The organism is Calothrix sp. CBUCES-K 9914 (assembly GCF_059640475.1).
Genome location: NZ_JBXXZH010000122.1, coordinates 14,345 through 27,268, shown reverse-complemented (window position 1 = coordinate 27,268; position 12,924 = coordinate 14,345). Strand labels below are relative to the sequence as shown.

Genomic DNA, 12,924 nt, shown 5'->3' with positions numbered 1-12,924 from the left:
AATTAAATCATCCTCAATTTTATTCAAATCAATGATTTTTTCTCGTTTGTGAGAAATCCGGGTTTAGACCAAGGAGAACCAGCATTTGGTGTACCTAACATTATTAAATGTTGAACAATTTCATTTCCACCCTCACGCTCAATAAACCAACGTGAAACTAAACCACCCATTGAGTGGGCAATAACATGCAATTCTTTGCCGTGGTTTGGTTCCAAGCCAACTGCTTCTAAACGTTGGCGTAATAACTGAGCATTTTTCTGAATGCTAGTGTTGAGATTCTCATAGTCAAAAGTCAACACTAAATCATATAGTTCGTTAATTGATTGTTCTCCAATTTTGGTCTTTTGAACACTGCTAACTAGGCTTTCAGTGTCACCTATAATACCATGAATGTAAAGTAAAATTTTCTGAGATTGTGCAACTTTTGCTCTAACATTTTCTAACTTTTTGTTGCCCGAATTAGGAATTAGTTTGCCATCTTCACCAATATCAGCTATAGCTAAAATTGGATATTCAAAGGGGGCGCCTAGTGTTTGAGTCACCAGTTTTTGGAATAAAATTTTAACTGAGCCAGATACACTACGGCTACTATTTGTTGGGCTAGGTAAATGAGCTAAAAGAATTTCTGTTTTGCCATCTCCAGTTTTGACTCCTCGACCTAAAGGGACGTAAAACTCACCGTCGTAAGCTAATGGTAAAATATGTTCATTTTCTCCCAAAGTTGTATTTACTAATAATTTGAGCGGCGTTTCTGGTGTAATAGATGTGTAATTTTGCACTTCTGTTAACTCTAAAACACTCAGCCCTGGATCGCTACCTCTACTAGTGGTAAATTGGAAAGGTTGGGATACGGTTGGGTCTTGCGTTAAGATAGGTGGTAAAACTGGATTCGTTACATCTCTGGTGATTTGCGGAACGGTAATTAGGTTTGCTTTTGCCTGTAAACCTGGATGAGGTTGTAGTTCCACTACACCATCAAGTAAGGTAGTACTTTCACTTTGCTTAAGAAGCTTGGCATCTTGTGGACGCACGTAAGTAAGCGTGACTTTCTTAGTCATCCAATCATCATAATTTCCCCCAGGACTCTTCTTGATTTGACGAGAATTTACTTGCTCCATTTGGTATGTCAAGTTACCATTAGTTTTTTGTAGTGTTTCTAACAGAAAATAAGAAAAAACCCCTCTGTCTTTACCATCTTTATCTCTACATTCTTCTGCTACTTGGTCGGCTCGGCAAGCAGCAAGAACAATGTGCTTTGCTTTTAACCACTCAACATCTGTCGTCTCATTACTTAAGAACTGGTTTAATGCAGCTTTATCTTGAGCAAAAATAAAGCTGTCTAAAGTTCGCTGCGAATTTATTGGTGCCTGCGCCTGACGTACTTTTACTTTTGGGTCTCTTGTACCTGTAGCTGAGTGACAGCAATCCATGCACTCCATTATTGGTAGTAAATATTAACAATTCCCAGACTAGAGTGTTGACTGATAGCATAAGTTATCGAACCAAGATTTTCAACTTATCCAAAAGCACCCAGTTCAACTTCAATATCCTCACTATCATTTACTTGCCAAGTAAGATTAATCGAATCCTATTTGTCTTGAAATAGAACAATTAAATATACTTCATCAACAGCGTAAACAGCAGCGTCACGAAGGGCACCTTTAGTAACAAACACAAGTTTCAATAATTCTATGTGCGGACGAAGTAGAGACTTTACGTGTAAGCGTGTCTACTTGTTTTCCTGAAATATCGAAGCGAATTCAATACAGCTCGGTTAAGTCGTAGGTTGCTGTACGCTCCAATAACCCAACAGAAATCACGAAATGCACCCCCTTTTATTGAACGCTTGAAAACTAAAACTGCAACAACACAAAAAGGTCATTTTGTAGTTGTTATACGGGCGTAACATACTCTTACAATAGGTAAATCGCCATACCAAAAAAAGGCACAAAACGTAACCAGCGTTTACTGCTTTCTACTGGTTCGCTACTTCCAATCAGCATAAATTGAAATAAGCCAAATAGCAATAAATCAACGCAGAAAGCAATAGTTAAACGTTGGGGCAATGCGTAATGTATAAAATATAGCGCTCTCTCATGGAAATCACCAAATTCAGGTCTACCAATGAATAACCAGATTATAGAAATAATACCAACAATTAAACCAGTCCACCCAAACACACGATTAAGTTGTATATTTTCTTTAGTTTCGACAATGTTATTAACGTTATTAACCTCGCGTAATGCCATATAAGGAATTAAAAAAGTATTCGTGAGGAACATAGCTAAACTCCAAATTAACAGCTTTGGAAGTCCTTGGCCTTTTTTATCCTTTAGCATTACAGGTAAGAACATAAACATCCAAGCTTCAGCAAAGTTAAATAACGCTTCCTGCCAAGGATGAACAACAGGCGCCTGTATATATGTAAATCCCAGTAAGTTGAAAATCGGTAGAATAAAAAAGAAGTTTATTGACTCGTTGATAATTTCTTGTATTGTTTGTGGCTTAATAGCCCAAACTGGTTCACCACTCAATAGTTGTCCTGTTGGAGAAAGTAGCAACACATATACATAGCAAATTACAACTACCCACAGTAGAATTGATATTGTACTTGAACGTTGGTTTTGATTAGACTGTTCCATTCTTTACGTTTTATTTTCTAATATTGGGTAATACTTTACTCTTGACGTTGGCAGTTAGGACAATAATATATACGTCTTCCTCCGAGTGTTTGTTTCAAAATTTCTGTACCGCATAAGTGGCAAGGTTGACCATCTCTACTAAATACCCAATGACGATATGCTTTACGCGGTTGACCTGCGGCTTTTAATTTATTCGCGATTGTGATATCATTCGTGATACCCTTGGTAATATAAGATTTACGAGGAATCACAATTATTGCTTCTGCTAATTTTTCGATTTGTCTAGCAGTGCAATCAACCGGACGTAGTGAAGGGTATATACGAGCTACAAATAAAATCTCGCTACGAAGGTAATTACCCAACCCACATAAAAATTGTTGATTCAATAGTAGTGATGGGAACCCGCGACGGTAAAATTGTTTATCAAGTAAACGCTGATGGATGTGTTCGATAGTTGTAGCTTCATCCAATACATCAGCACCAAGATTCTTTAAAAATGGATGTACGGCAATTTCTGCGTCGCTAAGAACTGCAATATCTGATGCACTATATAGCAAAGCTGATTTCTTAGAAGTGTGAATTGCTAGACGCAGTTGTCTATTTGTCGTAGGGTAACTATTTGCCGCGCGTATATACCACACTCCATAAAGTTGGTTATGACTATATATACTAAGGTCATTGCTAAATCGAATCAACAGTGACTTACCTTTGGGTTTGACAGAAATAACTTGCTCGCTTGCCAAAATTGGTTCAAACTGCTTAAGTGAGTCGAACGCAAAAAATATGTTTGTAATAGGTAAATTGCAGATAGCTTTGGCAATTTTATCTGCTGCTAACTTTATCTCAGGTCCTTCGGGCATTTGATTATTTCATCTATAGAAACAAAACTTCGTAATTGTCTTCCCTCTAAAGGCATAGAATAACATCCCAAAGATTTAAGATATTCAACTGCCATTGCCGAAAGCTCCCAAGCTTGGTGTTCTTCGATTTTTACTATCGGCGCCTCAAAAATGGGAGCATTGGTAAAAGAGTGTAACTCCTTTATTCTCTCAGATTTTAGTCGTAAACTCTCCAAAATTGATGTATTATCCCAAGACCACTGCCAAGTGTAACTTTTGTAAGAGAAAGAACCGATAGGTGTAATTAAAGCTTCGACTTGTACTTGTTCCTGTTCATCTTGAAATTGAAGTGTTCCAACTTCTTGGTCAAACCACCAAGTCGGAAACGTGCCAAAAGCATACTTATCCTTCAAATCTTCTTGCTTGCGCTCAAGATTTTTCAAAGACTGCTCAAAAAACATCGCAAATTCATCTTTCGTCATTTTGTTCATAATATGTAGGGTGCGTGACGCTACAAAAAAACTTCAACTAACATTATAAGACTGGTAGCGTCACGCACCGACTTGCTTTTCATCCTCTCAACCGTTCTACTTCTTCCAAAGTCAACGAAAGTATTTGTGCAACCTGCATTGCGCTCATTCCTGTTTGCAATAATTGAGATGCAGCATTTACTCTTGCTTGCCGTTCAGTATCCGCGCGCTGTTCTGCTTCTTGAGCGCGTTGTTCTGCTTCTTCACGTTGTTGCCGTTCAGCTAATAAACGTTGTTCAGCTAATAAACGTTGCTGTTGTTCGAGTTGAGCAAGTAGTTTTGCCTGCTTGCGTTCTCTGTTTATTTCGACAGTAGTTGAAAATTTTTCTCCATCTGGATGGTAAATTTCAAGTGTCACAGGTGTTAGTACAAACTTTATTTTTAATCTTGGACTTACCCAGTTGTTTATCTTTTTAATCGGTTTTAATCTTTTATTTGTACGTACCCAGCCAATTAAATTATTTTTCTTCGGGTCATAAAGGTAGTATTCTTCGACACCATGCGTTTGGTAGAAGTTAAACTTCTCCTCCATTTCAGTACGCTTATTACCTGGTGAGAGAATTTCAAATACTACTTGCGGCGCCACATTACCTTCAAGATGCTGTATATAGGAACCCCTATGGCCTTTTGGTCTACCGAATATTACCATTACATCTGGCGCACAGTTGATATTACTATCATCCTGAACTGGATACCATAATAAGTCTCCGGCTACAAATACATCTAAAAAAGCTTCAAACAGTATTTCTAAACCTTCTTTGATTAAAACAATCCAACTATACTGTAGTGTATTATCCGCCATCGGTTGACCGTCGCTTTCTGGGTAGATGTCCAAGTCGGCGGTATCCAATTCTGTTACTTGTCGTACCATATTACAGCACCTCCAGATATATTGAGGTAGTTATCCTCAGTGTAGATGGTAGATGTGGTAAATTTCCACCGCATTAACAAGTATTAATCTACTACGAATTACAGATGCACTGTTTGACTACTTGTGACAAATGTCAAACTGACATACGTTTCGTCAAAAAATAGGTATTTATTTTTACCACAAAGACACAAAGGACACAAAGAAAGGGAAGGTTTTCACAACTTATATAATATTGTTATATTTAGAGGTACATTACCTGACTTTTAGATAATGACAAACATAGTGCAAGCTCAGATGGAAGACGCAGCAACTATTTTAGAGTTGCAAAAATTAGCTTATCAATCTGAGGCACAGATTTACAATGATTTTAGTATTCCACCTTTGACCCAAACTTTAGACGAGTTGAAATGTGAGTTCGTGCGTAAAATTTTTTTGAAGGCACAATTTGAAAATGTAATTATAGGGTCAGTCAGAGCTTATCATGCTTCTGACACTTGTTATATTGAGCGTCTTATTGTCCACCCTAATTTTCAGAGACAAGGTACAGGTACAAAGTTAATGGAGCAGATAGAGTTACACTTTAAGCAAGCTCGATGCTTTGAACTTTTTACTGGACATCGAAGCAAACATAATATTCTTTTTTACGAACGACTTGGATATAGCGCATTCAAGAGTGAAGAAATAACAAAGGACTTGGTTTTTGTGTTTATGGAAAAATATAAATAAAACATTCATTATTAAATATGGTTGTATTGCATAAGCTATCTGACTTTATTAATTCCGTATCTGTTCCAAACGTACTTCCGAGCTATTATTATCAAGGATATGCAAATGCTAAATTGAAGCAGCTTCCTCGTAGTGGGTTGGCAGAAGAAGTTGCGCGCGGTTTAATGCGACACTTAGAAAAAGACGCGCGCTATTCACAGGAAGGTAAAATGTACGGTATATTACTAGTAGAATTGGCAACAGGCGAACACAGAGTATTAAAAGCCTTCTCTGGGCTATTAAATGGAGAAAGTTATGTAGAAGGTTGGGCGCCACCAATAAGTGGACGTGAAGAAGTTATATTAGATGAAGCGGACGTTTTGAGTAAGTTGGATGCAATTAAACAGGAAATAATTAGTTTACAACAAATTCCAGAACGACAAGAGTATGAAAAATGGTCACATCACTTTTCTCTTGAAATAGAACAATTAAATATACTTCATCAACAGCGTAAACAGCAGCGTCACGAAAGGCGCCTTTCATCTACATCTAATAGTATAATAGAAGAATTAGAAGCAGAAAGTCGTCGCGATGGTATTGAGAAGAAACTTAAGAAACGTCAACGCGACGAAGTGTTACATCCATTAAAGCAAATAATCGATTCCGCAAACGCGCGTATTACAGAACTCAAACAACAACGTCAAGAACTATCGCGTCAACTTCAAACCAAAATGCACGCACTCTATTCGCTGACTAATTTTTTAGGGTTGTCACAATCTTTACAGCAATTAATGCCAAAAATACCCACAGGAACAGGTGAATGTTGCGCTCCAAAATTACTACATTACGCTGCCACAAATAACTTAAAACCTTTAGCAATGGCAGAGTTTTGGTGGGGAGAATCTTCCGGTGATAAGATTATTGGACAATTTTACGGCGCCTGTGTAGAACGTTGTCAACCAATAATGGGATTTTTATTATCCGGTTTACACAACACAAACCACGACACAAACATAGAAACGTTATACGAAGACGAATATATTATAGCCGTTAATAAACCTTCTGGATTACTATCAGTTCCCGGTCGCTACCTTAATACTCAAGACAGTGTACTGAGTCGTTTGCGTAATTTGTTACCCGATGGAATGAAACTTATTCCCGTACATCGTTTAGACCAAGACACTTCAGGTATTTTACTCATCGCGCGTAACTTAGATATATATCGTCAACTAGCGAAACAGTTTGAGCAAAGACTTGTTCACAAAGTTTATGAAGCAGTACTTTCTGGTGATATAGATACAGATAGAGGTGTTATAGAGCTTCCACTATGGGGAAACCCAGAAAACCGTCCATATCAGGAAGTACACTGGAAATATGGCAAACCCTGCACAACTCATTACAAAGTTATAAACAGAGACAATTACACACGTGTAGAGTTTACACCATTAACAGGGCGCCCGCATCAATTACGAGTTCACGCCGCTGATAAACAAGGTCTTGGTACACCCATTTTAGGTGATAGATTGTATGGTGATGGTAAAGTAGAAAGACTATATTTACACGCGAGTGAACTTTGCTTTACTCATCCCATTTTAGGAAAGTTCTCTATATCCTCTGTGTCTCCGTGGTAAAAATTCTTAACCTTGATGCAAATAAAACTCAAACCGTCCTTTAAGTTGTTCAACCGTTAACTTTTGTGTCCAATACTCAATCAGCGCGCGACCAAAAGCCCAAGCATTGCGGTCAGGCGCCGATGTATTATCGATAAGGAGAACCCAAATAGAGCGTAAGTCAAAGTTGAGAGGGTTTGCACTATCGGGACTCAACAGCGAAAATAATTCGTATGCTATTTGTAATTTACCAATCACAAGGGGTAACTGTTCAGCGGGTATTTTCTGTGCAAGTAAATTAGCAAGTGCTGGAGAACCAGTAGACATGGTAGAAATAAATTGTAAAACCGGACTTTTCAGCAGCGCAGTTATTCCCTGTGCTGTAGTCATTTGGAAAGTGTAATTGTCTATAATCTTTGCAGCAGCTAAACTCTTTGTATCAACATCACGTAAAAATCTCGCTAGTCGCTGTTGTTTTGCTGGGTTGATTGCTTCGACCAAGGCAAGCGATAATGTATCTATTCCCCATCCTTGTCGATTTGCTTTGATATCGCTTGTAACTACAGGTAATATGATACTGCAGAAATTATTGAGTAACTCCGCGCGGTATTGTATAGCTTCACGAATAGCAATTTCTTTAGGCCTTTCTCCCCATTGCCAATCTAGTGGCAGTTTCCATTCTCGAATCGGACGCAGTTTATCAACTTGGGTTACAATTGCGATGATTGGTAAATCGCTCACTTCAGTTTTTACATCACGCAAAAAGTCTGCATCGATTTGTAATGAAGGGTCGAGAACGGGTGTGACTAGTAATAATAAATCAGCTTTGCGTGTGTACTCAATTACTGTATCACGAAGGGTGCCGCTATTAACTTGTTCGTAACCTGGGGTATCTAATAAGGTTAATTCTTCTTTACTTTCGGTTTGCCAATGATAGCTTTGAATTTTATCTGTACTTGGTAGTACATCCACTTCAGCAAGTTCAGATTGGAATAGTGTATTGATTAAACTGCTTTTCCCGGCGCCAGTACGACCGACAATAAGAATATTAACAGGTTTGAGTTCAACTTGTTCAATAGGTTGAGCTTGAACAAGAATATCTCGTAGAGTTTCGGTTTTTGGTTGCGGTAATTCTGTTGTTGTGGGTGCTGTAGGTATAGTGATTTTGGCTTTACCACTGTAGAGAGTAACAGCTTGCTTACACAAATTTCTCAAAGCAGCTTCACGCATCAGCTGGTTTAAATTTCCCAGTAACTGCTGATTAGCTTTGTTATTGTAACCTTGCGACGCGCGCTTTGCAACAGCAGCGGCTGGGTTGAGTAGCCATTGTGCTGCATTCCATACACGTAGTAATTTACGCGCGGAAGGTTCGAGCTTTTGGTAGACTTCGTATGCTTCGTATGCTTGTGCAATACTAATTTGGTTTAATGCGGGTGATAGCTTTTGCATCCAGCTATCCATATCATCAACCGTTCCCCGAATTAACCCATAAGCTTGAGGAACGTAGATATTTAGCTGAGGGTATTTTACATCAGGATAATAGATTTGGGCAATTGCCGATACTAAATCTACACATCGCTGCCAAAAAGTTTGTAAATCTTCCCAAATTGCTGTATCGTCTTGTGATGCTTCTAAAACTTGTTTTAAAGCGCTTTCAATTTGACTCGCTTTCGTTCCAACTGCAACTTCATCATTTTGTGTAGATTCTAACTCGCGACTTACTTCTGCTACAACTTGTTCGACTTGCGCTAAAACAGGCTTCGTCCACTTAACTAGTAACTGGCGCCAGATAACGAATACAATAGTAAAGATGCCCCAAATCCAATTTAGTCCCCATACATGGATTTGTACTCCCGCAGCAACCAAGAGAAAACCGATAATAGATGCGACAGGAAGTCCTAGAACTAGCCATTGCCAAAGTTGTAATCGTACCATTGTACTGTTCCCATTTCAGCTTCTTCCTCTATTATTTAACAATTAAATCCCTGACTTGATCATCAGACATTCCCAATGCTTTACTAATTGCAGTTTCAACTTGGCTAGTTTCGGTAACGGGAAACTCGAATACAACCTCGCTGAGTGGGGAATTTTTGGTTTGTACTTTAACACGCGATATACCCTTGTTTTTATCAACTTCAACAAAAATAGCTTTCGGCGCCACTCGTAAAGGCAGTGCAACGGCTACAATTTGAGGGAGTGGTTTTGCTCGTTCCACCTGTAGATATTTTTCAGTATTTATGGAGCGATTTAAAACACTATACATAGCAATACCACTGAAAGTCCAAAAGCCCAAAGCGAGAATAGGTAGAGGTAGCCATAATTCAAAAAAAGTTGCACGTAGCCCTTTAAACAATTTCGATTCAAACATATTATGTTAATTTTACTAGTGGAAGATGATGTAGACCAATTAGAACCGATACGTGCAGCACTTGCAAAAGCGGGACATACCGTAGATGCAGTAGAAGATGGAGACACAGCACAATGGTTAATGTCGCAGAAAGATTACGACTTATTAATTTTAGATTGGATGCTGCCCAGAGTGAGCGGAATAGAACTGTGTCGGCAATATCGTAACAGCGGTAAAACTGCCCCAGTATTGATGTTGACAGCAAAAGACACAACTCTGGATAAAGTAATTGGTTTAGATGCAGGCGCCGACGATTATTTAGTCAAGCCCATAGATATAATTGAATTACTCGCACGAGTACGCGCGCTAGGTAGACGCTCACCACTATGGCAAAGCGATACATTGACACTATCATCGTTATATCTCGACCGTAATAATTTAACAATTACAAAAGACAACATTACAACGCAACTATCGGGTCGTGAATTTCAACTGATGGAGTATTTAATGCGTCACCCTCGTCAAGTATTAACTTACACCCAAATCGAACAAGCATTATGGGGATGGGGAGACGAACCAGAAAGCAACGCTATTACCACCTTAGTACGTAGGTTAAGACAAAGACTGCAAACAGTAGGCGCCAAAGATTGGTTAGAAAACGTTTACGGTATAGGTTATCGTCTTAACATTCTGTGAATAAACCTGGCAACGGATGATAAACGGATGTAACGGATAGTGGCACATAAAAACCGTAGGGTGCGTGACGCGATAAGGGAATTTCAACGTAGATATAAGACTTGTAGCGTCACGCACCAACTCATGATTTTGTGTGATATCATGTCCGGTTGATTACCCATAATTCCCGATATGTAGAGACCGTATTAATTCGGTCTCTACGAAGGTTTTATTATGGTTATGTACCCGGACATGATATGACTCCCCAGTTTCTTTACAAAGATTGCACTTCTTCTACTGTTAAAGAGAGAGCTTGTGCAACTTGTTCTGCACTTAACCCCATTTGCAATAATTGAGGTACGGCATTCAACCTTGCCTGACGTTCAGCATCCGCGCGTTGTTGTTCAGCATTAGCGCGTTGTTGTTCAGCTTCTTCTGGTAACAAAACCAAATTTCCAACTTCATCATAAAACCTTAGCCAAACTGCATCGTCATCCTCAATGACACCTTTCCAAGTTCCTAGCCACAACTGTAAACTTTCACACCACAACCATCCAGAGGGATTTTCTTCGATTGGTGTGTAACCTTTATAATTATCAAGGCGCCATCCTTGTAATGAGTTGACCTTGAAAGGATGAAAAACAAAATAATCTTTGTTTTTGAACACTTTTTCGTAAAGTGCTTTCTTTTCTCCCAAGTCGTTAGCTTCTGTAGAATCGGAAAGCAACTCAACAATCATATCAGGGTAACGTCCGTTTTCTTCCCAAACAACCCAACCCAAACGTGCTGGGTCAGGTGGTACGTCCAATACCACGAAAAAGTCTGGCCCTTTAAAATCCCGGTCTCTAGCTTGCTTGCTGCTATAGTAAATAAACATATTGCCGCCAACAAAATAGTTATTTCGTCCTGCAAAGTGATGCCGGATAGAACGAATTAACGTATTCATTGCGACACGGTGGCGACTACTTTCCAAGGGTTCTCCGTCATCAAATATTAAGTCTGTTGGTGGCATTGGCGGTTGCCACTCTTCTGGTGAGTCGTTTACTAAATCTGGAGCTATTTCTGCCGTTTGGGGTGTCATAATATCCACTGTGGTCATCGCGCCACACAATCTGTTTGAAACTCATGTACTATTATATTATACGTTACAGCTTCATCAAGCGATTTCTCGGCGCCTATTCTCTGAGTCGCTAAAGCTTGAGTTATATTCGACTGTGCAGTCAAGTCGTAAATGCAGTACCTGGACATCATAATGTAGATATTTGAAGGGTTGAAAATTAAGTTAGTTACAAAATACTGTAAAGTACATGAATACTAAAGTACATTTGTGACAGAAAATCTACTGTCACTTTTAATTAAGTGATGTGGAACAAATAATGCATTATCCTTAACGAAATGTTTTTAACTAAGGGGAGTGCGGTGTGAGTCGAATTGTTATAACTACAGTGGGTTCTTTGGGTGACTTACATCCTAAAATAGCAATTGCGCTCTCACTACGTAAACGTGGTCATGATGTTGTGTTTGCAACGCACAACTCATATCGAGCCAAAATAGAAGCTTTGGAATTTGAGTTTTATCCAATGCGTCCAGATACCACTGCTCTTGATAACCCCGAAGGAATGGCGCGCGTTATGGATTTGAGAACAGGAGCAAAATATATTATTAAATGGCTGACTGCAAATTTACGCGATACTTATATAGATTTGATGAATGCTGCATTGAACGCAGACTTCATCGTTGCAGGGGAAGCAGTTTATGCAGCACGACTTGTTGCAGAAAAGTTAGGAATTAAGTGGGCATTGTGCGTTTTACAACCGACTTCATTTTTCTCTGCTTACGACCCTCCTGTCCGCGCGGAGTTTCCCTTTTTATCAAATTTACGTGTGTTAGGTGTTGGAGTCAATCGAGGAGTCGTGAATTTTAGTAAATTTATTACTAGGTCTTGGGCACAACCTATTCATCAACTACGAAAAGAATTAGGATTACCGCCATTACATGGTAATCCAATAATTGACGACAAATATTCACCTTATTTAACACTTGCTTTATTCTCTCCTATTTTTATAAAACCTCAACCTGATTGGTACTCTCAAACTCTAATGACAGGGTTTACCTTTTATGATGGTAGTCTGGTTATGGAATTTACAGATAAACTCAAACAATTTTTAGATTCGGGTGAGGCGCCAATTATTTTTACGCTTGGTTCAGCAGCAGTGATGGCGCCTGGTAGTTTTTATCAAGAAAGTATTCAAGCAGCCAAGCAATTAAACCGTCGTGCTATTTTGTTGGTTGGTAAGAATATGTTGTGTGAAAATCTGCCAGATAATATTTTGGCTATCGATTATGTGCCTTATTCGCAGATTTTTCCTTATGCTTGTGCAATTGTACATCAAGGGGGAATTGGAACGACTGCCCAAGCTTTACGTTCAGGGCGCCCAACTTTAATTGTGCCTTATTCCCATGACCAACCAGATAACGCGGCACGAGCAAAGCGTTTGGGAACATCTCGCACTATTCAACGTAATCAATATACGGCGCCGCGCGCTGCTAAAGAGTTATGCGAGTTATTAGATAATCAGCATTATGTTACCAAAGCTGCAGAAATAGCACGTTTAATTAAAATAGAGAACGGAGTTTGTGTTGCTTGTGATGCTATTGAGCAGCAGCTTTAACTTTTTTTACTAAAGAAGCACTCAAGCGCGCAG

Annotated in this window: 13 protein-coding genes; 4 read left to right on the top strand and 9 right to left on the bottom strand. The window is 39.0% G+C overall.

The window, feature by feature from the left end:
* Positions 1-23: 23 nt before the first annotated feature.
* The 5 genes from AC2JBO_RS24860 to AC2JBO_RS24840 form a co-directional block, all read right to left on the bottom strand.
* On the bottom strand, positions 24-1,430 hold the full coding sequence (locus tag AC2JBO_RS24860; RefSeq protein ID WP_496956312.1) for an esterase/lipase family protein: 1,407 nt from the start codon (positions 1,428-1,430) through the stop codon (positions 24-26).
* 483 nt (positions 1,431-1,913) lie between these two features.
* Complete coding sequence (locus AC2JBO_RS24855; RefSeq protein WP_496956311.1) at positions 1,914-2,642, bottom strand: hypothetical protein; 729 nt, start codon at positions 2,640-2,642, stop codon at positions 1,914-1,916.
* A 35-nt stretch (positions 2,643-2,677) separates the two neighbouring features.
* Entirely contained in the window at positions 2,678-3,502 is an 825-nt protein-coding gene (nei, locus tag AC2JBO_RS24850; RefSeq protein WP_496956310.1) for an endonuclease VIII, read from the bottom strand.
* Positions 3,481-3,963, bottom strand: coding sequence for a DUF6882 domain-containing protein (locus tag AC2JBO_RS24845; RefSeq protein WP_496956309.1), 483 nt, complete (start codon positions 3,961-3,963; stop codon positions 3,481-3,483). The genes nei and AC2JBO_RS24845 overlap by 22 nt, the downstream gene beginning before the upstream one ends.
* Positions 3,964-4,051: 88 nt before the next feature.
* A complete protein-coding gene (locus tag AC2JBO_RS24840) occupies positions 4,052-4,882 on the bottom strand; it encodes a Uma2 family endonuclease (protein ID WP_496956308.1) in 831 nt (276 codons plus the stop codon).
* Positions 4,883-5,152: 270 nt separating this feature from the next.
* On the opposite strand from AC2JBO_RS24840, the gene AC2JBO_RS24835 reads away from it, so the two are divergent.
* Both AC2JBO_RS24835 and AC2JBO_RS24830 read left to right on the top strand, forming a co-directional pair.
* On the top strand, positions 5,153-5,608 hold the full coding sequence (locus tag AC2JBO_RS24835) for a GNAT family N-acetyltransferase (protein ID WP_496956307.1): 456 nt from the start codon (positions 5,153-5,155) through the stop codon (positions 5,606-5,608).
* 17 nt (positions 5,609-5,625) lie between these two features.
* Positions 5,626-7,218: a pseudouridine synthase gene (locus AC2JBO_RS24830; protein WP_496956306.1), complete on the top strand. Its 1,593-nt coding sequence runs from the start codon at positions 5,626-5,628 to the stop codon at positions 7,216-7,218.
* 6 nt (positions 7,219-7,224) lie between these two features.
* On the opposite strand, the gene AC2JBO_RS24825 is transcribed toward AC2JBO_RS24830, so the two are convergent.
* Both AC2JBO_RS24825 and AC2JBO_RS24820 read right to left on the bottom strand, forming a co-directional pair.
* Complete coding sequence (locus AC2JBO_RS24825; RefSeq protein ID WP_496956305.1) at positions 7,225-9,132, bottom strand: GTPase family protein; 1,908 nt, start codon at positions 9,130-9,132, stop codon at positions 7,225-7,227.
* A gap of 31 nt (positions 9,133-9,163) precedes the next feature.
* The gene (locus tag AC2JBO_RS24820) at positions 9,164-9,565 is read right to left on the bottom strand and encodes a hypothetical protein (RefSeq protein ID WP_496956304.1); all 402 of its coding nucleotides are present in this window, start codon (positions 9,563-9,565) and stop codon (positions 9,164-9,166) included.
* A 3-nt stretch (positions 9,566-9,568) separates the two neighbouring features.
* Between AC2JBO_RS24820 and rppA the strand changes: the two genes are divergently transcribed.
* Entirely contained in the window at positions 9,569-10,240 is a 672-nt protein-coding gene (gene rppA / locus AC2JBO_RS24815) for a two-component system response regulator RppA (protein ID WP_496956303.1), read from the top strand.
* A gap of 253 nt (positions 10,241-10,493) precedes the next feature.
* On the opposite strand, the gene AC2JBO_RS24810 is transcribed toward rppA, so the two are convergent.
* Together AC2JBO_RS24810 and AC2JBO_RS24805 are read right to left on the bottom strand one after the other, a co-directional pair.
* Positions 10,494-11,300: a Uma2 family endonuclease gene (locus AC2JBO_RS24810; RefSeq protein ID WP_496956302.1), complete on the bottom strand. Its 807-nt coding sequence runs from the start codon at positions 11,298-11,300 to the stop codon at positions 10,494-10,496.
* 14 nt (positions 11,301-11,314) lie between these two features.
* Positions 11,315-11,470 (bottom strand): hypothetical protein, encoded by a 156-nt coding sequence (locus AC2JBO_RS24805; protein ID WP_496956301.1) that lies wholly within the window; start codon positions 11,468-11,470, stop codon positions 11,315-11,317.
* A 170-nt stretch (positions 11,471-11,640) separates the two neighbouring features.
* Between AC2JBO_RS24805 and AC2JBO_RS24800 the strand changes: the two genes are divergently transcribed.
* Positions 11,641-12,891 (top strand): glycosyltransferase, encoded by a 1,251-nt coding sequence (locus AC2JBO_RS24800; RefSeq protein ID WP_496956300.1) that lies wholly within the window; start codon positions 11,641-11,643, stop codon positions 12,889-12,891.
* Positions 12,892-12,924 lie beyond the last annotated feature (33 nt).